21 protein-coding genes are annotated in these 24,624 nt (G+C 66.7%); 12 read left to right on the top strand and 9 right to left on the bottom strand.

Going from position 1 to position 24,624, the window contains the following annotated elements:
- The first annotated feature begins 313 nt into the window (after nt 1-313).
- Entirely contained in the window at nt 314-1,075 is a 762-nt protein-coding gene (locus tag ROY82_00360; GenBank protein MDT3680914.1) for an FAD-dependent oxidoreductase, read from the top strand.
- 159 nt (nt 1,076-1,234) lie between these two features.
- Here ROY82_00360 and ROY82_00355 read toward each other — a convergent pair whose 3' ends face one another.
- The 5 genes from ROY82_00355 to ROY82_00335 form a co-directional block, all read right to left on the bottom strand.
- Nucleotides 1,235-1,597 carry a hypothetical protein gene (locus ROY82_00355; protein ID MDT3680913.1) on the bottom strand — a complete coding sequence of 121 codons (363 nt, stop codon included), beginning with the start codon at nt 1,595-1,597 and terminating at the stop codon, nt 1,235-1,237.
- A gap of 150 nt (nt 1,598-1,747) precedes the next feature.
- Nucleotides 1,748-2,719, bottom strand: a complete 972-nt coding sequence (locus ROY82_00350; GenBank protein ID MDT3680912.1) for a ring-cleaving dioxygenase — start codon at nt 2,717-2,719, stop codon at nt 1,748-1,750.
- Nucleotides 2,720-2,825: 106 nt separating this feature from the next.
- A complete protein-coding gene (locus tag ROY82_00345) occupies nt 2,826-5,234 on the bottom strand; it encodes an FtsX-like permease family protein (GenBank protein ID MDT3680911.1) in 2,409 nt (802 codons plus the stop codon).
- Nucleotides 5,231-6,028: an ABC transporter ATP-binding protein gene (locus tag ROY82_00340; protein MDT3680910.1), complete on the bottom strand. Its 798-nt coding sequence runs from the start codon at nt 6,026-6,028 to the stop codon at nt 5,231-5,233. Before ROY82_00340 ends, ROY82_00345 begins: the two co-directional genes overlap by 4 nt.
- Nucleotides 6,025-6,675, bottom strand: coding sequence for a TetR/AcrR family transcriptional regulator (locus ROY82_00335; GenBank protein MDT3680909.1), 651 nt, complete (start codon nt 6,673-6,675; stop codon nt 6,025-6,027). Before ROY82_00335 ends, ROY82_00340 begins: the two co-directional genes overlap by 4 nt.
- A gap of 299 nt (nt 6,676-6,974) precedes the next feature.
- Here ROY82_00335 and ROY82_00330 point away from each other — a divergent pair, with 299 nt between their 5' ends.
- From ROY82_00330 to ROY82_00305, 6 genes are all read left to right on the top strand, one after another.
- Nucleotides 6,975-8,591, top strand: a complete 1,617-nt coding sequence (locus ROY82_00330) for a formate--tetrahydrofolate ligase (GenBank protein MDT3680908.1) — start codon at nt 6,975-6,977, stop codon at nt 8,589-8,591.
- 138 nt (nt 8,592-8,729) lie between these two features.
- Complete coding sequence (locus tag ROY82_00325) at nt 8,730-9,125, top strand: nuclear transport factor 2 family protein (protein MDT3680907.1); 396 nt, start codon at nt 8,730-8,732, stop codon at nt 9,123-9,125.
- Between the two features lie 84 nt (nt 9,126-9,209).
- On the top strand, nt 9,210-9,824 hold the full coding sequence (locus ROY82_00320; GenBank protein MDT3680906.1) for an HAD-IA family hydrolase: 615 nt from the start codon (nt 9,210-9,212) through the stop codon (nt 9,822-9,824).
- 336 nt (nt 9,825-10,160) lie between these two features.
- Nucleotides 10,161-11,804: a peptide ABC transporter substrate-binding protein gene (locus ROY82_00315; protein ID MDT3680905.1), complete on the top strand. Its 1,644-nt coding sequence runs from the start codon at nt 10,161-10,163 to the stop codon at nt 11,802-11,804.
- Between the two features lie 28 nt (nt 11,805-11,832).
- Complete coding sequence (locus ROY82_00310) at nt 11,833-12,807, top strand: ABC transporter permease (protein MDT3680904.1); 975 nt, start codon at nt 11,833-11,835, stop codon at nt 12,805-12,807.
- Entirely contained in the window at nt 12,800-13,729 is a 930-nt protein-coding gene (locus tag ROY82_00305) for an ABC transporter permease (protein MDT3680903.1), read from the top strand. Before ROY82_00310 ends, ROY82_00305 begins: the two co-directional genes overlap by 8 nt.
- 62 nt (nt 13,730-13,791) lie before the next feature.
- On the opposite strand, the gene ROY82_00300 is transcribed toward ROY82_00305, so the two are convergent.
- Nucleotides 13,792-15,186 (bottom strand): FAD-binding oxidoreductase, encoded by a 1,395-nt coding sequence (locus ROY82_00300; GenBank protein MDT3680902.1) that lies wholly within the window; start codon nt 15,184-15,186, stop codon nt 13,792-13,794.
- A gap of 135 nt (nt 15,187-15,321) precedes the next feature.
- Between ROY82_00300 and ROY82_00295 the strand changes: the two genes are divergently transcribed.
- The gene (locus ROY82_00295) at nt 15,322-16,614 is read left to right on the top strand and encodes an NAD(P)/FAD-dependent oxidoreductase (GenBank protein ID MDT3680901.1); all 1,293 of its coding nucleotides are present in this window, start codon (nt 15,322-15,324) and stop codon (nt 16,612-16,614) included.
- A gap of 125 nt (nt 16,615-16,739) precedes the next feature.
- Here ROY82_00295 and ROY82_00290 read toward each other — a convergent pair whose 3' ends face one another.
- Both ROY82_00290 and ROY82_00285 read right to left on the bottom strand, forming a co-directional pair.
- Entirely contained in the window at nt 16,740-18,248 is a 1,509-nt protein-coding gene (locus ROY82_00290) for a hypothetical protein (GenBank protein ID MDT3680900.1), read from the bottom strand.
- A 389-nt stretch (nt 18,249-18,637) separates the two neighbouring features.
- The gene (locus ROY82_00285) at nt 18,638-20,512 is read right to left on the bottom strand and encodes a GGDEF domain-containing protein (protein ID MDT3680899.1); all 1,875 of its coding nucleotides are present in this window, start codon (nt 20,510-20,512) and stop codon (nt 18,638-18,640) included.
- A 251-nt stretch (nt 20,513-20,763) separates the two neighbouring features.
- On the opposite strand from ROY82_00285, the gene ROY82_00280 reads away from it, so the two are divergent.
- From ROY82_00280 to ROY82_00270, 3 genes are all read left to right on the top strand, one after another.
- Entirely contained in the window at nt 20,764-21,252 is a 489-nt protein-coding gene (locus ROY82_00280; protein MDT3680898.1) for a DinB family protein, read from the top strand.
- A gap of 151 nt (nt 21,253-21,403) precedes the next feature.
- Entirely contained in the window at nt 21,404-21,544 is a 141-nt protein-coding gene (locus ROY82_00275) for a hypothetical protein (protein ID MDT3680897.1), read from the top strand.
- 20 nt (nt 21,545-21,564) lie between these two features.
- The gene (locus ROY82_00270) at nt 21,565-22,179 is read left to right on the top strand and encodes a hypothetical protein (protein ID MDT3680896.1); all 615 of its coding nucleotides are present in this window, start codon (nt 21,565-21,567) and stop codon (nt 22,177-22,179) included.
- Between the two features lie 225 nt (nt 22,180-22,404).
- On the opposite strand, the gene ROY82_00265 is transcribed toward ROY82_00270, so the two are convergent.
- A complete protein-coding gene (locus ROY82_00265; GenBank protein ID MDT3680895.1) occupies nt 22,405-23,292 on the bottom strand; it encodes a hypothetical protein in 888 nt (295 codons plus the stop codon).
- Nucleotides 23,293-23,417: 125 nt separating this feature from the next.
- Here ROY82_00265 and ROY82_00260 point away from each other — a divergent pair, with 125 nt between their 5' ends.
- Nucleotides 23,418-24,611, top strand: coding sequence for a hypothetical protein (locus ROY82_00260; protein MDT3680894.1), 1,194 nt, complete (start codon nt 23,418-23,420; stop codon nt 24,609-24,611).
- Nucleotides 24,612-24,624 lie beyond the last annotated feature (13 nt).

Raw genomic sequence — 24,624 nt, 5'->3', positions numbered from 1 at the left:
TTCTGTCACGTCCGCGGAGACAACGATCGTCCGGCGAGCGCCTTCACGCCCGGAGTGCGTTCTGAGCGGGGTCCCAACGAAGTCCGGCATTACTATCACGGCATGGCGGGTTGGCCACCATTCTCAGGCGCGTCCGCATCGCCGGGCAGGCCCGGTTTGCTGGACGCGTTCGCACCCCCACGCACGTCTGCCCGGTCCCAACCGACGAGGCAACGGGTAGCCGCACCCGGACGCGCACGTTGGTCTCAGGCATAGGACGAGTAGACCGGCTGCGGCGGACGGTCCACGTTTTCACGGAAAGAAGGGCACCATCATGGCCGATGAAGCCGACTGGCCAATCTACACGCTGCCACTCAAGAGCCGCTCCGAGGTGGCCGACCGAACGATGGAGTTCAGGTTCGACAAGCCTGCGGGCATGACGTTCAAGGCCGGCCAGTTCATGGACTACACCCTGCTCGACCCACCCGAAACCGACGCCGAGGGCAACACGCGCGGTTTCTCCATCAACGGCGCACCCGACGACTCCGAGTTGATCTTCACCACCCGCATGCGCGACACGGCGTTCAAGCGCGTTCTCAAGACCATGCCGCTGGGCACGAAGATGAAGGTCGAGGGTCCGTTCGGCAGCTTCACGCTCCACAACAAGGCGAGCAGGCCCGCGGTCATTCTGGCGGGCGGCATCGGCATCACGCCGTTCCGGAGCATCGCCAGACGAGCAGCGCACGAGAAGCTGCCACACCACATCCTCCTCTTCTACTCCAACAGGCGGCCGGAGGACGCCGCGTTCCTCGAGGAGTTCCGCGGCCTCGAGCGGGACAACCCCAACTTCAAGTTCGTTCCCACGATGACGAAGATGGAAGCCTCGAGCGTGCCGTGGGCTGGGGAGACCGGTTACATCGATCACGAGATGGTGGAGAAGTACCTAGCCCCCCTGTTGGCATCGTCACCGGAGTTGGGCGACCCCATCTACTACCTGGCCGGACCCGCGGCGATGGTCGCGGGCCTGCGGAAGATGCTGAACGACGCCGGCGTCGATGACGACGACATCCGCACGGAGGAGTTCACCGGCTACTGAAGCCGCGGCAAACCTGCCTGAGGGCCGCGACAACCTGCCTGAGGGCCGCGACAAACCTGCCTGTGGGCCGCGACAAACGCTGCCGAGGGCCGCGAGGAATCGAGTCTGCCGGCGGACGCTGTCAGACACCCTTAGGCTCGCGGTTGGCCGGCGTTTCAGCTAGCGGTTGGCCGGCCAGCCGAGCGTCATGAGGAAAGTGCTATCGGCCTGGGCGTGGATGTCATGCACCAGTCCCGATCCGAGGACGAGCAGGCAACCCGCGGGCAGGTCCACCGTGCGCTCGGGGAGGTTCAACCGGATAAGGCCTTCGAGGGTATGCACCGCGGTGGACACGTCCGCGTGGTGCTCCGACACCGCGTTGCCGGCCTTCACCACCACGAGGATCGTGCGCATGTCCGCCGACTTCGTGAGCGTGCGCGCCGTCAAGCCCTCGCGAGCGTAAACGTCCGACTCACGAAGCTCTCGAGCGATGCTCCCGAGATCGAACCTCGCACCTTCGTCGGCCGACGTGGGTTTGGTCATGAGGCGTCCGCGGATCTGGTCATGAGGCGTCCTCCTGGGTTGCGGTTGCCGCCGTAGCGGCCGACCACCACCTGAGATTACCCGACGGCCGCGTGCGCGCAGCTCGAAGCCGCGTTCGGCACGACCGCCACGCCGACGCTTAGTCGACGCTTAGTCGATGGGCTCGAGCCCGGCGAGGATCTGTTCCCTCCGGGGCTCCAGGAAGGGCGGAAGCACGACGCTCTCGCCGAGGGTCTCCTCATCCTCGTCCACCATGAAGCCGGGGCCGTCCGTCGCTATCTCGAACAGCACCCCGTTGGGTTCGCGGAAGTAGAGGCTCCGGAAGTAGTAACGGTCGACGGGACCGCTGTTACGCACATGGAAGGCCTCGAGGCGGCCCAGCCACTGGTCGTACTCCTCGCCATTCGGGGTGCGGAAGGCTACGTGGTGCACGCCTCCGGCCCCGGCAATCGCCGGTTCCAGGTCGGGCCGGACGGCAACGTGTAACTCGGCATGCGGCCCGGCCCCCTCGGCCCCCATCTCGTAGACGTGCACCAGGTGCTCGGGGCTGGTCGGGTCCGGATACTGCCGCACCGGGCGCATGTTCATCAAGCGTTGCAACAGGGCGTCGGTGGGCGCTAGATCCGGCACCGTCATGGTGATGGGGCCCAGGCCACGGATCTGATGTTCGGCGGGAACCGGGCTGCGCTCCCACGGCACGAGGTCGTCACCCAGGCCCCCGTCGACGACGAAGGCGAGACGCTGCCCCTCGGGATCCTCGAAGTAGAGCGTTGGGCGACCGTCGACCTTGGAGATGCCCGAGTGCGAGACGCCCAGCTCGGTCAGGCGGCCTAGCCAGTAGTGCAGGCTGTCTTCGCCTTCCACGCGTAACCCCGTGCGGGTGACGGTCTGGTTACCCCGGTGCTCGGGCCGCACTTTCCAGTCGAAGAAGGTGATGTCGTTTCCGGGGGTGCCCATCTTGTCGGAGTAGAAGAGGTGGTAGGCCCCGACGTCGTCTTGGTTGACGGACCGCTTGACGAGGCGCATCCCGAGCGCTTCGGTGTAGAAGCGCTTGTTCTGCGCGATGACCGCCGAAACGGCGGTGAGGTGGTGGAATCCGGTCAGATGCAGGGGCGTGGACACTTCTCACATTTACGCCTCTGACGAGGCCAGAGACGTCGCGCGCGGCACACGGGCCGGGATCGGCCCATGCCGCAGGTCTGAATCGCGGATCGTCCCACCCCCGGCCTCAAGCGGCGCGCTCGCGAACCGCGGCGGCCAGGTCCAGGCGGGCGACGGAGCGCAAGGCGGGCAAGGCCGCCAGTACAGCAGCGAGCACGACGGTCACGCAAGCCAGGAGCCAGGTGCGCGGCAAGACCACTAGCGGGAGGCGGAACATGTCGCTCTCGAAGCTGGCCATGAAGCCCGCTGAAGTGAGGTAGGCGAGCAGCAACCCGGGGGCGAGGGCTATGAGCACCAGCAGCAGGTTCTCGCCCCCAACGATGCGCGCGATCTGACCTTGCCTCACGCCGCTGGCGCGGAGGTTCGCGAGTTCGCTGCTGCGCTCGGCTACCGTCACGCTGGTGATGCTGTAGATGAGCGCGAACGCCAACACGCAACCGAACACCGACATGGCCCCCACGAAGGCATAGAACAACGCCATCAGGCCGTTGGCCGCGTCCTGCAGCGCGTGGGAGTCGACCACCGCCAGTACGCCCTTCAGGTTCTCGATCCGAATCTTCAGCGCTTCACGGTCGGCGCCGGCGGCGTAACGCAGATAGACGGCGTTCGGTTCGAGCCACGAGGCCGGTGGGTCCGGTGCCGGCGTCCCACTGCCTTGTGCAACGCCGGGCGCAGCCGGCTGCGCCCGCGCCAGCTCCTCGAGCGAAACGTAGGCGAAGGTCCCTAACGGCTCGTCCACGAAGCCCGCCACGGTCGTCTCGAGGTCACGGCCCAGATTTGGAAGGGCCAGGGTTACCTCGTCCCCCACGGCCAGACCGAGTTCGGAACGCAAGCTGACGCCCAGTAGGGCGCCGTGGGCCGGCAGGGCCAAGGTCCTGGCGCCCCTGCCCAAGAAGCCGTGCATGCTGGTGCCCGACTCGAAGGCGGTCAACGCCGTGGCGTAGCGGTCACTGCTCGCGATGACGGTTACGTTGGTAGCCAGCACCGGCTCGGCCTTGGCCACGCCAGGCAGGCCGGCGAGTTCGGCGCGCACGGGCGCCGCGTCGCCCGCCACGTACACCTGAGCGTCCTCGCGCTGAACTCCCTCGAACTGGCGGGTCAGGGCTCCTCGCACCGAGTCGAGCATGCCCCAGGCGATGAAAACGAGGATGAGGGCGGTCACGACCCCTACACCCGTAGTCACGCTGCGGCCGGGGTTGCGCAAAGTGTCGCGCAGCGCCATGAGCGCCGTTGGGGGCATGCGCCGCAAGCGCGGCACCAGCCGCTCGATCCACGTCCTCTGGCCGCGGCCCACCGGCACGCTCCCCCGCATGGCCTCGGCGGGCGCCACTCGCGCGGCGTCTAGGGCGGGCGCCAGCGTTCCGAGGGTCACCGCCACCAACGCCACCACTACACCCAGCAGCGCCGCCAGCGGGTGCGACCCGATGATGGTTACCGGGATCGTCAGCGCCTGTGTGTAGCTCGCGGTCAGTAAGTGCGACAGCACCTCGCCGGCCAGGGCGCCGAGGACGCCCCCGGCCAACGCCGGGATGATGCCGAACGCCAAGTGGTGGCCGATCACCGCGCGGCGCCTGACGCCGTTGGCCAGCAAGGTGCCGATGAGCCTCCGTTGCCCATGGACCAGGCGGCTCATGACCACGAAGGCGGTCAGGGCCGCCGCGCCGAGGAACAGTAGCGGGAACATCACGGCCATCTCGCCGAAGCCCGAGATGTCCTCGTGCAGCACGGCGTTGGAGGCCTGGTCGGCCTGGGTGACTATCGCGGTGGCGCCCGCCCCTCGGGCGGTGGCCGTGAGGGTCGCCAGCAGCGAATCACGGTCGGCGCCCGGTTCGAACAGCACCAGGGCCTCGCGGCCGGTGCCCAACGTCATGAGCCGCAAGCGTTGCTCGGAAGCGAACACGACGCCGAAATCGGACGGCAACGTCAGCATGTCTTGGCGGCTCCGGGCGGGCCACACGTACTCCGGCGAGGCGACGACGCCAAGCACCGGCACCTCGCGCCAGCCGAGCAGCGTCCGCAGTTTGAGGGTGCTGCCGGGCGCCAGGCCGTCGTAGGCGGCCAGGTGTTGCTCAACGAGGACCCCGTCGGCAGTCCCGGGGTCGAGATACGTGCCCTCTTGCACCAGAACCTTGTCGACGTCTGGTTGGCCAGCCGCCGGCAGTCCGACCACGCGAACACTGAACCGCCTGCCGTTCACCTCGCCGAAGGTATCGGCCACCGTCCGCGTGGCGACCGCGGCCACGCCCGGGGTGGCCCTCGCCTCGGCCGCGAAGCCCTCGACGTCGCCCCCTGAAACGCTGAGGTCCGCGAAGCCCGTGGCCTCGAAGAGGTGCGCGTACGACGCCACCAAGTTGCGATACGCGCCGTAGCTGGCGCCGAACAGGGCCACCCCGAGCAGAGTCGTGATGGCGACCGCGAGGAAGGGCCCACGGTGGCGCCTGAGGTCGCGCCACAACTTGTTCCACCACGGCCTCACCAGGTCACCTCGGCGGCTTCTCGCGGGGAAGCAACGGTCTGGTCGTCGTCGATGCGCCCGTCGCGCACGCGCAGCACGCGGTCGGCCATGGCGGCTATGGCGCTGTTGTGCGTCACCAGGATGGTCGTGAGGGACTGTTCGCGGTTGACCTGCCGGAGCAGGCTAAGGACGTCGCGGCCCGTGCCGAGGTCCAGCGCGCCCGTTGGTTCATCGCATAGGAGGAGGCGAGGGTGCTTGGCCAGCGCCCTGGCAACAGCAACGCGTTGCTGCTCGCCGCCTGAGAGGGCCGCGGGGAAGTGGTCCAGCCGCTTCTCGAGCCCGACGGCGCTCAGCGCGTTGCGGGCCTCGTCGACCGCGGCCGCGGCCCGGCGCTCCGGTCCGCCCGTGAGCCTCGCGATGAGGGCGACGTTCTCCAGGGCCGTGAGTGACGGGATCAGGTTGAAGAACTGGAACACGAACCCCACCGTGCGCCGGCGGTACTCCGTTAGCGCACGCGCGTCGTAGCCGCTGATGTTCTCCCCATCCACCGCGACCGTCCCGCTGGTCACGGTGTCGATGCCACCGACGATGTTGAGCAGCGTCGTCTTGCCCGAGCCGCTCGGGCCCAGAACCACGACGAACTGACCCCCGCTCACCTCGAGATCGATGCCCTTGAGGGCCTCCACGACTACCGCGCCTAGCGCGTAGGTCTTGCGGAGGCCGCGGACGCTGAGACGGCCGGGCCGGCGCTCATCCGCCGCCGCGGTCGCACTCCCTGCCGATATGGTCGTTGCTCGTGATGCCGATGCGCTCATGCCTTCTCCCTCCAGAGCGGTGCGAGTGCTTTCGCGACCGCGGCGACATGGAGATCGGGATCGATGATGCGGTGCAACAACAGGCCGTCCAGCAGGGCGAACACGAGAACCGCGGCACCTTCGGCGCGGTCCCGGTCGAAGCCCTCCCGCCCCAGCCTCTCTGCAAGCTGCGCGCGCCCCTCGGTCAGCATCGTCCGGCTCAATCGAGCCAGGTCGGGCTCGCCGAGGCCGTTGATGGTGATCTCGGCCAGGGCCCGAAGCTGGGTAGGGTCGAGGTCCGCGCGACCCAGCCACTCCACCGACGCCGCCACGGCGTCGGAAACCTCGACCTCGGGGTCGGCCAGCAGCGCCAGCGGCTCGCCGAACTGCTCGAGGAGTACCTGGGTGGCTGCCTCCACCAAGAGCTTGCCTTTGGTGCCGAAGTAGTAATGGACGAGGGCGTTGTTGACCTTCGCCCGCTGAGCCACCTTCCGCGTAGTCACCCCGCCCCAGCCGACCTCGCCTAGGAGCGCGACGGTTGCGGCGAGGATGCGGGCGCGCGGGTCGGCGGGCGGGTCGGAGCGCGGGTCGGAGCGCGGGTCGGAGCGCGGGTCGGAGCGCGGGTCGGCGGGCGGGCCGGCCTTGGGGTCATCGTTCTGGTTAGGCATGGGGCCCTCCTCGGGGTCGTCGCGCGCCCGGAACGGGTTATTGGAATGGCTGCTCGGAATAGACGCTTGGATGGTCGTTAGGCATCTGCCCTAAGCACGCGCTTAAGTACAGGGGCGAGTGTAGTGCCGTAGGCCTCCAGCGTCAAGAGCACCCCTGGTACGAATTGGTTTTGAGTTGGCACAGAGCACGGAGCACCGGGGCGTGCGGGACGAAGACTACGAGGCGAGCAGGGGCTACGGTCCAAGCGGGACGTTTGCAGTTAGCGCGCCGCCGCCAACCTCAATAGGCTCAAGGCATCATGAAGCAACAGCTAAGGCCAATCCTGGACGTGGCCCAAGAGCTCGGGCTCGACCCCTCAAGCGTTCTGCCGCTCGGCCATGACAAGGCCAAGATCGAACTCCCCGCGGCCGGCCTGCCCCCCGGTGCCGGGCGCCTCGTCCTCGTCAGCGCCATAACGCCGACCAAGGTCGGCGAGGGCAAGACGACCGTAAGCGTGGGCCTCACCGACGGCCTCAAGCGGCTCGGGACGCGCGTGGCGCTGTGCCTTCGCGAGCCGTCGTTGGGTCCGGTGTTCGGGATCAAGGGTGGCGGCACCGGTGGCGGCAAGGCGCAGGTGGAGCCCGCCGACGACATCAACCTGCACTTCACGGGCGACCTGCACGCCATAACCGCGGCGCACAACCTGCTGGCCGCCCTCGTCGACACCGACCTCCATTTCGGCGGCGCGTCGGGCCTCGCGCCGGAGCGCGTGACGTGGTCGCGCGCGCTCGACGTCAACGACCGCGCCCTAAGAAGCGTCGTCGTCTCTGCGGGCAAGAAGACGGAGCGCAGGACGCGCTTCGACATCACGGCCGCCAGCGAGATCATGGCGATCATGGCGCTGGCCGGTTCCCTCGAGGACCTCCGGCTACGACTGGGCCGCATCGTGGTCGGCACGCGGGAGGACGGTAGCGCCGTCACCGCGAGGGACTTAGGCGCCGTCGACGCCATGCTGGCCCTCCTCAAGGACGCCCTCAAGCCCAACCTGGTCCAGACCCGCGAGGGAGCCCCGGCGTTCGTCCACATGGGCCCCTTCGGCAACATCGCCCACGGCTGCTCCAGCGTCGTGGCCACCGAACTCGCGCTGCGGCACGCCGACGTCGTCATCACCGAGGCCGGCTTCGGCTTCGACCTGGGCGGCGAGAAGTTCCTCGAGCTGAAGTCGCGCCAGGCGGGCCTGTGGCCCCGCGCCGTCGTGCTGGTGGCCACCGTGCAGGCGCTCAAAGCGCACGGCGACGGCAACCTTCGGCTGGGCCTGGCGCACCTGGACCGCCAGGTCGCGAACGTCCGCGCGTTCGACCTTCCCGTGCTCGTCGCCATCAACGTGTTCGCGGACGACACGGAGGACGAACTCGTCGAGATCGAGCTGCACTCCGGGACGCTGGGGGCGCCTTCGGCGCGCATAACCTCGTTCACCGACGGCGGCGTAGGCGGCGAGGCATTGGCCGAGCGGCTCCTCGCCCTATTGGACGCCACCGAGTGCTGCCCAGCGCAGCCGAAGTTCCTTTACGAAGAGAGCGACCTACTCCTCGACAAACTCGGGGCCGTGGCCAAGACCATCTACGGCGCCTCCGAGGTAACCCTCACCGAGTCCGCCGAGCGCGACCTCGCCATGCTGCGCGCCGCCGGCCAGGATCACCTGCCCGTGTGCATCGCAAAGACGCACCTCTCGTTTACCGGCGACCCCAAGGGCGGCGGCCTCGCCAGCGGCTTCCCCCTCACGGTTGAGGAGCTGAGGGCGTCCGCCGGGGCGGGCTTCATCGTGGCGCTGATGGGCACCATCGTGACCATGCCGGCCCTGCCACGCGACCCGGCAGCCAAGCACGTGCGGGTCGATGCCGACGGCGGCGTGCATGGGTTGATGCAGGGGGAGTGAGTCGGGCGGGCGGCCCATACCCGTACCTCGATGCAACCTCCGCGCTGCCAGTCACGCACTTGCAGCTTCATATTGTCGGGCCATGACCGCACCTGCGACTTCGAGTCAACGTAACGTGCAAGAGACAGGAGCGACGACATGCCAAGCGAACCCGAGATGAAAGCGGCGTTGCAGAAGTACATCGACGCCTTCGTAGCGAGCGATGCCGACGCACTCGCCGCGCTCTTCGCCGACGACGCCACAGTAGAGGACCCGGTGGGCTCGGAGACCTTACGGGGCAAGGAAGCCATCGCCGCCTTCTACCGCAAGGCCGTGCGGGTGGTGACGCACATGGCGCTATCGGCCCCCATCCGAGGCTCTCACGGCAACGCCGCCGCCATGGCGTTCGACTTCGAGATGAACCTGAGGGGCCGCAAGGTCAGGACCAGCGCGATAGACGTGATGGAGTTCGACGACGACGGGAAGATCAAGGCCATGCGCGCCTACTGGGGTCCGAGTGACTCCAAGACGCTCGGACCCGAAAAGGAAGAGTAAATGGAGGCCTGGCCCTTATCCGGGGCGCCGCCTCGTCGGTCAACCATCATCAAGGTTTCCGCCTCAGGCGCCTAGACTGAACGGATGAGCACTCAGGTAAAGGCTCTTTTCACCGACATAGGCGGCGTGCTGCTGACCAACGGCTGGGACCATACGGCCCGCGCCCGCGCTTGTGAACACTTCAACCTCGACACCGAGGAACTGCACGAACGACACCACCTCACCTTCGATACCTACGAAGAGGGCAAGCTGACGCTCAACGGCTATCTCGAGCGCACCGTCTTCTACGAACCGCGAGACTTCACGTTGGCAGATTTCCGCGCCTTCATGTTCGCGCAGTCTCAGGCGTTGCCCTACATGCTCGAGTTCATGGCGGCGCTCAAGGCGAAGCACCAGCTCAAGGTCATCGCCGTCAGCAACGAGGGCCGCGAGCTGACCGTGCACCGTGTGACCACGTTCGACCTGGGCAGCTTCATAGACGCGTTCATGTCCTCTTGCTTCGTCCACGTGCGCAAGCCCGACGAGGACATCTTCCGCATGGCGCTCGACGTGGCGCAAGTGCCGGCCGAGGACGTCGTCTACATAGACGATCGGCCGATGTTCGTCGACATCGCGAGGGGCCTCGGGCTGACGGGCGTCGTCCATACTTCGTTCGAGGACACGAGGGCCCGGTTCGAGAAGCTGGGGTTGGGGCTGTGAGTGGCGGACGCGCAACGCGGCCCGTCTTCCGGGCCGCCCGCTGCAATGCGTCGTCGACGAACGGCCCCTAACTACCCTCGAGAACGGAACCGGCTCCACCGGGTTCGGCGGCGCTCGCCCCGCGTCAACTGAAAACCAGTCCGTACCCGGGGGGTGGGTACCCTAGACATGGCCCAGCCTCAAGCGTATGGTGCCTAAAAGCCATTCGCCGTCCTTATCGTCCTCCCAAGCTCAAGGAAAGGACTACCCATGTTCACTGCTGACCCCCCAGTAGTCGGGTCGTGCGCTCTTAAGCGCGGCTCCCAGCCTATTGATGGCCCGTTGCGTAGGCGCCTGGTGTTCACCCTCGTCGCCATCGCCTTCGGCCTGCTCAGCCTAGGCTTCGCTCAAAGCTCCGGCGGCACCGCCAACGTTCTTCTCCCCGAAGACCTGCCCACCTTGAATCCGTACCTCAGCACCGCCCTTATAACCACGCAGGTCTCGCCCGCCATCATCGAGCCGCTCTTGACGGTCAACCCGGCCGGCGACTACGTGCCGGTCATGGCGGCGCGCGTGCCGACGCCCGAGAACGGCGACGTCTCGCCTGACGGCCTACGCGTCCGCTGGACGCTGGCGCCAAACCTCAAGTGGTCCGACGGGCAGCCCGTAACGGCCGACGACGTCGTGTTCACTTACGAGGCGGCCACGCAGGGGGCGAACTCCGTTCGCGGCGGGTTGTTCACCAAAGTCGCTTCAGTGACAGCGGTCGATGACGCCACGGTGGACGTTGCCTACAAGGAGTTCGATTCCAGTTACCTCGACCTGTTCCAGTACGGCATCTTGCCGCGCCACGCCACGGGCGACCCGGCCGACATGAGCAACTGGGCGTTCAACCGCGCCCCGATCGGCACCGGGCCGTTCGTCCTGACGGACTGGCGTGCCGGAGACCGCATCATCATGGACCGCAACGAGAACTACCGCGAGGCGGGGCGCCCGTACCTCGATCGCCTCGTGTTCATGGTCGTGCCCAGCGAGGAGACGCGCGTGGCGATGATGGTGCGCGGCGACGCGCAGCGCATGCTGTGGCCGGGCGCCAACCAGCGCGACGCGCTGCAGGCTTCCGACAACGTCAACTACGTTCTCGTGCCGTCCATCTACATCCTCAGGATGTTCCTCAACCTCGGCGAGCGTGGTAACCCCGTCATCGGTCAGGCTCCGCACCCCATCCTGGGCGACCTCAGGGTCCGTCAGGCGCTTGCGTACGGTATCGATTACGACGCGATCATCGACGGCTTGGCGGAAGGGCGCGTCAAGCGCGCGACCTCGCCGTTCGAGCTGGGCTGGTATGCGTGCGATATCGACGGTTACACCTTCGACCCCACCAAGGCCGCGGCGCTACTCGACCAGGCCGGCTGGGTCATGGGCAACGACGGCGTGCGCGTGGCGAAGGGCGCCAAGTACGCGCCGGACGGCACCCGCCTGAGCCTCGACATCTTGGGCTACACCGACTTCCGCTTGCTCGAGCAGACCGAGCTCGTCATCGCCGACATGTACTCAGACCTAGGGGTCGAGCTCAACGTCAGGAACGTCGAGCAGAGCGTGTTGTTCGGGGGTTGGTCCGACGGCGCAGTGCGCAAGACGGGCGACTTCGACATCCTGATCTACGACACCGGCGCGGGAATCAACCCGCAAGCGCACGTGTTCGAACTCCTCGACTCCAGCCGCATTCCCACCGAGGAGAACGGCGGCGCCGGCGGGAACTACAGCCGCTGGTCGAACAGCCAAGTCGACGCGTGGCTGGACGAGGCCGGTAGCAGCCCCAGCCTGAGCGTGCGCAAGGCGGATTACTGCAACATCGCCGAGGCCATCAACGAAGACCTGCCACAGATCTACCTTTACCAGTTCGCCGACGGCAGCGCCCTTTCGGTACACCTGAAGGGTGTCGAACCCAACACTTGGGCCGGCATCAGCTGGGACGTCGCTAACTGGTACCTCGAGTAGCTCCTGAGGCGGCGGCAGGCTCTCGTCCATGACGCGCTACGTCTTACGCCGATTGGCCGAAAGCCTGCCGCTGCTACTGGCGGTGAGCGTGTTGGTGTTCGCGCTCCTGCAGGCAAGCCCCGGTAGCCCCCTGGCTCAACTCGAGCGCGACCCGACCATCACCCAGGCCGACATCGAGCGCCTGATGGAGGAGCGCGGCTACAACGACCCGTGGTTCGTGCAGTACGGCAGGTGGCTCGGCGGCGCCCTGAAGGGCGATTTCGGGGCCTCCCTCCAGACGGGCAGACCCGCCACCACCGAGGTCCTGACGCGCGTGCCCAACACGCTGGTGTTGGTGGGCGTCGCTTTCATCGTCACGCTGCTCATCGCCATCCCGGTTGGGGTGCTCAGCGCGGTGCGCCAGTACTCCGCCTTTGACCACATAGTGACGACGCTAACGTTCATGGGCCAGTCCGTGCCGATCTTCTGGCTCGGACTGTTGCTCATCATGGTGTTCTACCTGGGCCTCAGCAACCCGTTCACGGGCGGGCCGCTCTTCCCCGCGGGCGGCATGTACACCCTCGGGCGCGAAGACGTGCTCTCCAACCGCATCTGGCACCTGGTGCTGCCCGTGATCATGCTCACCAGCACCTGGGTGGCGTGGTACACACGCTTCCTGCGGGCGTCCATGCTCGATGTCCTTGGCCTCGATTACGTGCGCACCGCCCGCGCCAAGGGGGCCGCCGAGCGCATCGTCATCTTCCGCCACGCCCTGCGTAACGCGTCAATGCCGCTGATCACCCTGATAGGCCTCGACTTGCCCATGCTGTTCTCCGGCGCGCTCTTCACCGAGACCATCTTCAGCTGGCCGGGCATGGGCCGGCTCTTCTACCAGTCTGCCCTGCGGCGCGACTACACCGTGCTGATGGTCATCATCATGCTTACCTCGGCGCTCATCGTCATCGCTAACCTGCTCGCGGACGTGGCCTACGCCGCGGTGGACCCCAGGATCACGTATGACTGAGCGCGGCCCTCGGGGCGAGGTCTGGCGGCGCTTCAGCCGCAACCGTCTGGCCGTGGCCGGCGCCGTGGTGCTGGCGCTGATCGTGCTGGCGGTCGTCCTGGCGGGGCTCTCACCCTACGACCCTTCGTCCACCAACTTGCGGACCCGCTTCGAGGGGCCCTCCCTCGCCCACCCGTTCGGCACCGACGACCTGGGGCGCGACACGCTGACCCGCGTGCTGTTCGGCGGCCGAGTTTCACTACTGGTGGGGCTGCTGGCCATGGCCATCTCCATCGTCGTCGGCACTCTGGTGGGCGCGGCGGCCGGCTACTTCAGGGGCTGGCTCGACAGCGTACTCATGCGGGTCACCGACCTGTTCCTGAGCGTGCCATCGCTGTTCGTGCTGATCGTGTTGAGCACGCTGCTGTTCGATACCGGCGTGGGCACCGCGGCGGGTGGCCTGCCGATGATCGTGATCATCATCGGCGGCATGTCGTGGATGGTGGTGGCGCGGATAGTCCGCTCGAGCTTCTTGGCGATCCGCGAGCGCACCTTCGTGGAGGCCGCCTTCGCCGCCGGCAGCGGGCACGCGCGGCGCATCTTCCGGCACATCTTGCCGAACGCCATCGGCCCCATCCTGGTTCAGGCCACCCTGCAGGTCGCGGTGGCCATCATCGCCGAGTCCGGCCTGAGCTACCTGGGCTTCGGCATCCAACCCCCCACCTCCACCTGGGGCAACATGCTGAAAGACGCCCAGGCGAGCATGACCCGCCACCCACACCTGGCCATCTTCCCAGGCCTGATGATCTTCCTCACGGTCATCGCCGTGAACGCCGTGGGTGACGGTCTACGCGATGCCTTCGACCCGCACCGGGCGCCACGGGCGCGGCGCAGCAAGCGGACTCAGCGCTTGGCGCCGTCGGCGGGCGAAACAGCGGAGTAGCCGGCGGCTCGAGAGTGGCTCGACCGGAGCTTGGCGATGGCTCGCCACCCATTCGCCGCTGACTAGCCGCGCTTCCCGCGCAGCCAGTCACCGAGTCCGGCTCGCCAGCTCGGCCTTCCGGTACGCCTTTCTTCCCTATCGGCCGACTTCGCCAGCCACAACCCGGCGTTGATGCCCAAGTACCGCAGCGGTTCGGGCTCCCAGGGCCGCCACGCGTGGTTCACCCAGCCGAGCGTGACCAACTCGGTGTCGCGCTTCAGGATCAGGTCGGCCAGGGTCCTGCCTGCCAAGTTCGTCATCGCCACGCCGTCGCCGGCGTACCCTCCCGCCCAGCCCAAGCCGGTCTCGGGTGAGTAGGTGACCGACGGTCGCCAGTCTCGCGAGACGCCTATCGGCCCGCCCCACCTGTGGGAGACGCTGAAATCACTCAGCTGGGGGAAAAGCTCGAGCAGCACGGCCGCGAGATCTAGGTGGACGGCGTCGTTTACGTCGAACGCAGGCCTTATGCCCGAGTTCCAATGGTAAGGCGCCCCTCGACCCCCGAAAGCCAACCGCCCGTCGTGGGTGCGCTGCCCGTAGATGAGAGACGGGCTGTAGTCGCCGAACACCGTCCGATCTCGCAACTTCAGCCCGTCCCACACGCTCTCAGGCAAGGGCTCCGTTGCGATCATGTGCGAGTAGAGGGGCACCAGGGTGCGCCGCAGGCCGTTCAGGTCCCGGGAATAGCCCTCGGTCGCCCTGATCACGCGTCGGGCGCGAACGGTACCGCGGTTCGTGATCACCTCACCCGCGTTCAGGCGCTCTGCCGCGGTCTGCTCAAAGATGCGGACCCCACGGCGCTCGCAAGCGCCCGCCAACCCGTGCGCCAGCGCGGCCGGCTGCACCGCGGCTGCGTGATGCGAGTAGGCGGCGCCCCTCAGTCCGGTGGCCCCGATGAACTCGGCCGCCTCTTCCTCGTCCAGCAGGCGGATGTCGTCCTCCGTGAAGCCCAAACGATGATAAGCCGCGACCTCCGAGCGCGCTCTGGCCAAGTGGAGCTCGTTGCGCGCGATGAGGACGCGCCCCCCTTGCCGGAAATGGCAGTCGATCCCCTCGGCCGCCACCACGCGTCCTACTTCCGGCACCACGCCGTTGAGCAGGCGCTTGAACCGCACGCCCTCGACTTTGCCGTAATCACGGACCAGCATGGAGATCCCAAGAGGATAGGCCGCGTGACACCAGCCGCCGTTCCTGCTCGAGGCGCCGAAGCCGACCCGCCTCGACTCGACCACGACCACGTTCAGCGACGGCTCTATGGACTTGAGATAGTAAGCGGTCCAAAGGCCGGTGAAGCCGGCACCGACGATGGCCACGTCGGCGTCGACATCACCCGGGAGCGGGTCCCGCGTCGGCCGCGTCGGGAGGCCCTCCCACCAGAGCGGCGTCTCTTGGGCCTGCAGAACCTGCATATCGGCCATGGGCAACTGTACGCCGACCTTGACGGTGGTGCGGACGCCGACGTTTGCGTTGGTACGGAAGCAGCGTCAAGGTCGCATTGAGCGCCGAACGGGCCTGGCGCATCCGGCGCGCAGCTCTCCCGTTAGCATGGGCGCGTGACGAACACTGGCCCACGAGTCGTGATCGTAGGCGGAGGCGCCGCCGGCTTCTTCGCGGCCATAACGTGCAAGGAGGCGAACCGGGCCGCGAGCGTCACCATCCTCGAGAGCAGCGCCGCACACTTGGCGAAGGTGCGGATATCCGGCGGCGGCCGCTGCAACGTCACTCACGACCAGCCCGACCCAGCTCTGCTCGTCCGCAACTACCCGCGCGGCAACAGGGCGATGCTTGGTCCTTTCACGCGCTTCGGCCCACGCGAAACGGTCGCCTGGTTCGAGGAGCGCGGGGTGGCGCTCAAGACCGAGGCCGACGGCCGCATGTTCCCCGTCACCGACGATTCTGCAACCGTCATCGACTGCTTGGTGGGCGCGGCGCGCGCAGCCGGGGTAGAAGTCCGCACCCGTTCCGCCGTGATCGACGTCGAGGCGCAAGGGGAGATTGACGGTGTCGGTGTCGGGGCGTCCGATGCCAACCAGACCGGCGCCCGCCGGGCCAGCGCAAGTTTCGTGCTACGGCTGAAAAGTGGCGGCAAGGTGGCGGCCGACCGCGTCCTGCTCGCGACCGGCGGCGCACCCGCCGGCTACCGCTGGGCGGCCGCACTAGGGCACACAATAGAGCCACCGGTCCCCTCACTCTTCACCTTCAAGCTCGACGACCCACGCTTGCGCGGCTTGGCGGGCGTTTCGGTTCAGGCCGGGCGGGTGCGCTTGGTCGGCGCGAAGGAGGCGCACGAGGGTCCCGTACTCATCACCCACTGGGGCCTCTCCGGTCCGGCGGTGCTGAAGGCATCGGCCTGGGGTGCGCGGCTCTTGCACGACCACGACTACCGGCTGGGCCTCACGGTGAACTGGTGGCCCGACGCGACCGAGCACGAGGTGCGGGAAGCGCTGCTCGCTGCGAGGCTGGCCGATGCCAGGCGCACCGTACTCGCCGCGGGGCCGCTGGACTTGCCCCAGCGGCTGTGGCGAAGGTTGGCGGCGGCCGCCGGAGCGGACGACCACATGCGCTGGGGCGACGCCTCGAACACTTTGGTGGCGGCCCTGGTGCGCGAGGTGCACGGCGGCCACTACGAGATAAGCGGCAAAGGGGTCTTCAAGGAGGAGTTCGTGACCTGCGGCGGCGTGCGGTTGAAGGAAGTCGACTTCGCCACCATGGAGAGCCGCGTGACGCCCGGCCTGCACTTTGCCGGGGAGATCCTCGACATCGACGGCATCACCGGCGGCTTCAACTTTCAGAGCGCCTGGACTACGGGGTGGCTGGCGGGGCGGGCGATGGCAGAACCGTCATGAGGCCAGGACCAGCAGGCCAACGACCTACTCGCGTATCACCCGGATGGGCGAGTCCGTGAGCAGGTCGTTGGTCTAGACCCCAGTGCCGGCGTGGAAGGCGGCGGGGCGGCGAGTGGACGGTGGCGTTATGGACGCGGGGGCAGCGGAGTGAAGCCTGCTGGCTCCAGGTCCGGCCAGGTTCCGTCGTGAACACGTGTGACGAGGGCGTCGAGGGCGGTGATCATGTCCGCAGGCCGGAAGTTGCAGTGACCGTAGCGGATGTCAGCGCGCGCCGCGATGGGGGGCAGGGTGCTGGGGTCAGCGCCCGCCATCAGCAGAAGATCGTCTGGCATGTACCCCTGGACCAGGTACTGCCGAAGCATGGCGCCTGCGCCCTTCGACGTCACGAGGGCCCGGTAAAGCACTTCGTGCACTGTCGGCACATCGGGGTCGACGAACCCGTGCAGCGAGAGAGTGGGCACCCGGAGGTTGCCGCTGGGCTGGTAGAAGAGCGTGTAGTAGAGGATTGCCGCAGGATCGGCCGCGAACACGTCGCTCGGATCGACGTAGGGGCCGGCGGCAAGTGGACCGTACGTCACGCCGGCGTTCGAGAAGGGCGAGCCACCGCCACGGGCGATGGCGTCGCCGCCGCCCTCTACCGAGTAGCGAAGGGCGTGCAGCACCGCGTTGACGGCGAGGCCGGCGTCTACGGAGGGTCCCAAGCTGGTTCCGTAGTTGGCCGGTGTCTGCACGGCAGGCAGCGCGAGCCCGGGCGAACCGCCGAAGGTCAGTGATGTGTTCACCAGAGCGGCGAAGGAGGAGGCCCACAAGGGATCCCCGACCGCAGCCATCACCAGACTTATCCAGTCCGGGTCGGGCGGCATCCAGGAGTCGACCGAACCATTCAGAATGCCAGGGAAAGCGGTGTCGAAGAGCAACCGCAAGTTCCCGATGTAGCTGAACTCCGCCAGGCTCCCGCCCACGGGTCCGCACATCGGCATGGCGCCCTTGTAGCGCCGCGGGAAGAGTTCGGCGAGCGCCACCGTGATCAGCCCGCCCATGGAGTGGCCGAAAACGTAGGTCTCGCTGGGACGCCGCCAGAAGATGATCGGGAACACCGCGTTCAACAGGTGCGTCTCAGCAATACCCTGCTGCACGGCGTATCCCTGCCCGGCATAGCTGGATAGGCCGATCGCGTTGCCCTCACAGAGTGCGAGGTCTCGGGTCTCGAGGAGGCCGGCATCACCGGTAACGAGGCTCATGAAGTCCGCTGCGGTGAAGTCGGCGGTGCGAGAGACGTAGCCGTGGGCGTAGAGCAACAGCTTGCCGTTCCAGTTCTTCGGCATCCAGAAGACATCGATGTAAGGCCTGATGCCGTCCACGTCCAAGCCGAGCATGGGCACCACGACCTGCCTGTAAGACACGTTGCTGTCAGCGGGACAATAAGTCGTACGCACTAAGCTCTGCGGCGATAAAGCGTCCGGGTCGACCTTCGACAACTCGACCTCGGCCTTGAAGCCGTCGAGTTCCACGATGGGATTGTTGCTGGGCGTGACCTGCGGGCTCTGCGGGCTCGAGCAAGCGGCCAGCACCAGCGCCACTGCGGTCAGAGCCACCAGCGCTCCCGTTAACCCGGGCAAGCGAGTGGTTCGCATCGGTTCCTCCTGTGTTCACGAGCAAAGACCATGTTGCCGCGGTGGACCGTGGCTCGCCTCTCCACCAACCCTGAACAGATTGTTTGCAGGAACAGTCGATGGGCCCACGCCACGCTAGCGCAAGGGACGCGCCCCCCTTCTCATCAGCCCTGCCGGCATAGTGAGACGAGTGGAACCAACCCGCCCGTGCACCGGCCATGCGATCATCACTACTCTCTACCGGACGGCGGATAGCTACCTTCCGGATAGATTCGCGGTGGGTCTCTTAGATTAGATGCTTGTGCTCCGGACACTCGACGGGCCGTGACCACGGTCACATTTCGCCTATTCGCTGCCTACTCTCTGCCGTCTGCCCGCCCGTACTCCTACTCCGAGCGGGTCGCGGTGCGTCAGCGGCTTCGCTTGTTCTCGTACATGCGTTCGTCCGCGACCCGGAGAAGGGTTACCGCGTCGCGACCATCTACCGGTGCCTCGGCCCAACCAACGTCGATCCGTAGTTTCCTGTCGCGGAACTCCACGGCCGGCACGGCCGCGCGCAGGCGCTCCGCCGTGTTCTCCGTGAGGCGGTCTGCCTCGTCGACGAGGATGGCGGCGAACTCGTCGCCGCCCCAGCGGAACAGGTAATCGCCGTCGCGCACACTGGCGCGCAGGGTGGCTGCCACGGCCACCAGCGCCTCGTCGCCCGCCTCGTGGCCGAAAACGTCATTTATCTCCTTGAAGTTCGCCATGTCCATCAGGAGGACGCTGAGGGCGGCCCCGCTACGCTCGGTGCGGGCGAGTTCGCGTTGGAGTATCTCATCGAACGCTCGGCGGTTGGACAGGCCGGTCAGGCTGTCGGTTACGGCGGCATGCATCAGGAGGTCATGCGTGCGTTGGCGTTGCAACAGGCCGGCGAGGGGCGAGCCGAACATCTCGGCTATCTCGCGCGAGTCGCGGCCGAACGCGTCGGGCTCAGTCTGATTCTCGAGGCACAGCAGCGCCAGTACGCTGGCGTCGAAAACCACGGGAAGGGACAGCCCGGCCTGGGCACGCCGGGTGAGGGACTCACCTTCCAACCCGGGCTCAGGTTCGGGGCTTCCTGCGGAGTCGGCTTCATCCAAGTCCGCCAGGCTGGCGACTTCCGCGTCACCGTGGCGCATTATCCTCGCGTGGCCGTTCTGCCAACCGTTGGCGTCGGAGCCGTACCAGGTGAACGCCCGCTCACTGGTGACGGAACGCCCGAGCACTTCGGCGGCCACGTTCCCATGAACCGCGTTGAACACGAACGGCTCTTGCGCGTCGTGGCGCACCAGTAGAAAGCCGCTGTCCGCGCCAGGCACCAGCCGCGCCGCCGTTTCGAGCGCTTCGGCGTACATGCTCTCGGTCGAGGCGCCGAGTGATGCCTGGCCCAGTTGCAGCAACTCGCCCAACACCAACGCGCGCCACCTGGCGCTTAGGTGCGGCTCTAGTACCCGGGCCGCCTGCATGAGGGTAGGGAACCCGGTCGCTTGGCGTGGGTCTGGAAGTATCACCTTGAGCAGCAGTACGTACCGGGCGGGCATGATGCTCCCCACCGGAGCCGCGACGATGCTTCCAGCGTGAACGCGGGGGCCGTAGGTATGGGCGCACGCCTCTGCGATCTCGAAGCGTTCACGCCTGCTGGCGTCATCGTCGCTCCAGGTGCCCATCTCCGCCAGGGACCTGAACCCCGACTCGCCCCTGATCAACAGCATGCCGGCCTCGGCCCCCAGGCGCTCGACGATGGTGAACACCGATACACGCGCGGCCTCGTCGAGGCTCTCACAGGTTGGCAGGGTGGTGCTCAGTGCGGTCACCAAACGGGTCTCGATCCGCTTGGACGCCTCCGTCAACCAGTGGCTGACGTCCCTCGCGAGGAAGCCCACGAGCCGGAGCTCCTCGTCAGAGAGCGGCTCGGGGCGCACTATCGATAGGTAGGCCACGGCAACGCCGCGTTTGCGCAGTTCGAAGCTTGTTGCCGGGCTCGTGGATTCGGGCGTGGCCTCGGGCGTGCCATCGGCCCGTTCCTGACCGGCGCCATCCGCACCCGCGGTTCTCACCAAGACCTGATCCGGGTCCAGCCATGTGACGTCAACTCCGGCGCCGAGCTCGAGCGCCAGATCCCGCCGCACCGCGTCGACCAATTCGACCGGCCGCATTAGATCTTCGTGACGAACCGGAATCGTCAGGATCCTCTCGGCCAACGACGCCCGCGAAGGCGGCGCGGCCTTGGTGGCATGAGCGACTTGGCCAACCTTGGTAGGCATTGTTCGCACCCCTCCTGACAGAGCAGCGGTCACGTCGTCCGGTCTGGCCATCTACTCACGTAAGAGCGGCAAGTTGAGAATCAGCCGAGAGAACGCCCATTCGGCTTTCAGGCGCTCTTCACACATCGTACTTCGGGCATGGCCCGAGCGACGGCTCGAGCGGCGGCCTGAGCAACCGTTGCAGTGGATACCGCCTACCGTTGAGGCGGGACTCAGATGGCTTACGATCCGAAGAACCCAGGGAGGAACGAATGACGAGAGTTGGAAGTTCCCGAATTGCAGGGCTCGTGGAAACGCTGCGCCGCAACGTGAACGTTACCCAGAAGAACCTCGCAGGAGTAACGCAGGAAGCCAGCCTTCTTTCCGTGGCTCAAGGTGGCAGCACGCTCAACTGGGTGATCGGCCACATCGTGGCGACGCGCGACAACATGTTGCAGGCCTTGGACACCGAGACCACCTGGGATTCGGAGCGTGGTCGTAAGTATCGGAGCGGGTCCAGCGTACCGTTGGGCCACGAGGTCGATGAGACCAGCGAGTTATTGCTGGAACTCGGCCGCTCTCAGGTACTTCTGGAGGCCGCCCTAGGCGGGGCCACCGAGGCGTTGTTGGCCGAACCCTCCGGGCAAGACGAGCTCTCCAGGCTCGAGTGGCTCGAGTTTCTCGCGTGGCACGATACTTATCACGTTGGGCAGACGGCCGTGTACCGGCGCCTGGCCGGCTTGACCGGAACGCTGGGTTAGGGACGTCGGGGCGACGTCGATCGGACGACACTGCGTCGGCCGCTTCCTAGTCACCACGGGTGCTACGGCGGCCGCCGTTGTGAATTATCAGCCCACCTCCCACGTACCTCAACCAATAACGTGCAAGGAGGCACAATTAGAGGAGGTCATCATGAAGCGTCGAAGAACCGGCGTCGTGGTTCTGATATTCGCGCTAGCGCTGCTGCTCGCGGCGTGCGGCACCCCACCCCCTCCCGCAGGGTCCGCTGCCACTTGGGACAACGCCAAGTGGGACCTGGCGAATTGGCAATGAGCCACCTCATAGGAGCAGTCATGAAGAAGACCCTCGTCTACGCCATCGTCACCTTCGCCATCGCCTTCGGCGCGCTCTTCGCATACGCGGTCGACCTTGAGACCTTCACCGCGGGCGAGGTGATCCGAGCGGCCGACGTCAACGCTAACTTCGAGGCCCTCAGAGCGGCCGTGGACGGAACGAGGAGCGTATCGTTCCCTGCGAATGCCCTGAACTTCGACCCTACTTCGACCGTCATCACTGCTGTTCCGCTAGGCCTCAGTTGGCAGCACTCATTTGCCGGTCCCGCATTCCTGGCAATCCAGCGACCGCTCGACTGGGACGATACCGCCTCCGTACAGCTCGACCTGTACTTCTCGCCCACGACGTCGGCCGGCGGCAACATCGCGTTCTTCATCCGCCCTCGCTCCTACGAACCTGGTGACGCCCTGATAGACGCCACCAGCATGGACGCGCCGGCAGCGGCGGCGGCGGGATATCGCGTCTTCGCGAAGCAGACGTTCACGATCCCCGCAAGCGTATTCGACGGCGAACTCTGGATCGTCTCACTGCAGCGCGACTCGACCGGCGCAGATACTTACTCGGACGACGTCATCCTCCACTCCGTCGCCCTCACCTACGAGGTCGTCAGGTAGTCGCTGAGGCCCGGGCTCACGCGCATACTCGAGCACCCGCGGTCCTGTGACGTTTGTGGAGCTTGGTCGGCGCCAGTGTGCAGGGGCCCGGCGCCGGCCAGACACTGCTTTGCTCCTCGCTCCATAGTACGAACGGCTCCAACAATCCGCCTGAACGGGGTTCGCCAGACCCGTTCAGGCGATGAGTTGGTCCCGAGAGCTCAAAAAGGAACGGTAGGCCGCCTATCACTCACCGTAACCGTCGGGCTCGAGCTGCGTTTCCCACCCCGAGGAGTCCGTTTCCGTCCAAGTCCAGTTGTACTCGTCGAAGGTGAGCGGGTTGCCTTCCGGCGAGTAGTAGCTGGTGTTCGGATCGGGAAGGTTAGGCAAGTAGTAGCTGCTCCCGTACTCATCGGTGTAGGAGCGTTCGCCGGCCAAGGCGTCTATGAGCGCGGACGTGTAATCGTAGCCTCCGGTGGAGCCGGCTTCAGAACTGCCCGTGTAGCCCCCTCCGTTAGCGCCACTGCCGGTGGTCCCGGTGCCGTACATGCCGGTGCTGTACGTGCCGGCGCCGTAGTAGCCGGGGTAGCCGCTGCCCGCACCGGAATAGCCGGCCTGCGGGAACGGTGCGGCGGGGCCGGCCGCGACGGGTATGGGCGAGGACGCTCGCTGCCAAGAGGAGGTGGCGGCTTGTCCCGTGGCCGGGTCTTGCACCACCGCCACGAACATCGTCGGCCCTAAGAAGACCAAGCGTCCCGATACCTGGGTAGCGGGGTTGAGCGGCACGCAGCCCCGCGGAGTGCAGTATTGCGGAGACCAGTTCGTGATCACCTGCGTGAGCCCCCAGTCCGCCAGTATCGTCAGGTACCCTTCCGCGAAGCCCGCGACCTGATTGCCGAAATAGTAGGTCTGCCGGAACCTCCCGGTTGCGTCGATCTCGTTCATGGTGGTGGCGGTCAACGCCGGATTGCCTCCTGGGGCTGGCGTCACGACCTGCCAGTAGCCGGCGAGCGGGCTTGGTTGCATGACCGGCTGCGCCTGTGGGGCAAATGGTAGCTGCGCGCCCGCTTGCGAAAGCACTAGGAGCGTGAGAGAACAACTGAGGAACCGAGCGACCCCGTTTTGCCTGATCATGACAAGCCTCCCTCGAGTTGCACGCATGCTAGTCGGGCAGGCTTAAATCCGGCTTAAAGGGGTCGCAGGGGCGATTAAGTGGAAATTAGCCTGCCGCCTGGCACCATCGAGCCTGGAGGCAGACCATGCAAGCGCGCGGACACTTACTCACACTCCTCTTGACACTGCTACTCGTGACGGGCGTGGCCGGAGCCCAGGGACAGGTCGACCTCAGCGGCAGTTACCTGGAGCCACAGAACGGCTTCGTCATAACGCTGCAGCAGAACCTCGGGCAATTGAGCGGCGACATCCAGGGCATGCCGCTGAACTTCACCAACCAAGACGGTGCAACTGCTACCGCCTCGTTCTGGCTGCAGGGAGAACTTGCCGGCATCACCCTGCAACTCCAGTCGGACAACAACGCCCTGTACGTGTGGTTGTACGGCCTTGACGGCGCCGGTCAACCGGTGGCCGGATCGGTCGAGGCGTACGCGGCGTACCGGAACCAGACCCAGGCCCAAGGCCCCGCCGCGGCAATGGGCCCGCAGCAAGCACCTGGCGGCCAGGGTGAACCATGGGCCTCGCCACAGGAAGCGGCGGGCAGACTGCACGGCAACTGGTTGGCGGTGACTCAACTGTGGCCCGGTCAGCTGGCCTGGCGCGCCATCACGTATGCACCGGATAACTCCTTCAGGTCAGCTTGGTACGTCGACGGGCAGGTGGCGACCTGGAGCGCCGGCACGTACACCGCGTCCAATGGGGTCGTGGTCACCCACGTCCTCGAGCGTTCGCCGCAGCTCTGCCTGTTCGGTAGCTGCATCGCCAACGTCGCGGCGGAACCCGACGGGTTCAACAGGATCGTTTTCATCGATGAAAACAACCTACTGTTTGCCGAACAGGACCCGATCGTTGGGGTCGTACAGGTCCATTGGGTACGCCAAGAATCCGGTCTCCAGCCCCAGGTGACGGTCCTGCCGGTTCCGGCGGGGAGTGGCCAGCCGGTGGCCGGGGGCGGCAACCCTGGCGCCTACCTGGGCGGCAACCCTGGCGCCTACCTGGGCGGCAACCCTGGCGCCTATCTTGGCGGCCCCACCGGCGCGGGCAGTGTGGGCGGCACCGGCGGCATCGACAGTTCGGGCTTCATCCAGGGGGTCATCCGAGGCGAGGGAAGCTACGTCGACCCCAACACCGGCGGTTCCTACGACCTGCCGCTGGTCGGCGATCCGAACTCCCAGCTCTACGGGCCTGGCGGCGAGGAACTCGTCTACAACCCCATAAGTGGGGGTTGGACGGCGATAGACGCGGCCGGCTTCGAAACGGAACTCGAAGAAGGTTGGTGAGGGCGGGCCGGAG

This window comes from Truepera sp. (assembly GCA_032027045.1).
Taxonomy (GTDB): domain Bacteria; phylum Deinococcota; class Deinococci; order Deinococcales; family Trueperaceae; genus JAAYYF01.
Note: the sequence above shows the minus strand (reverse complement) of the source record. Positions and strands in the feature narration are given on the sequence as shown.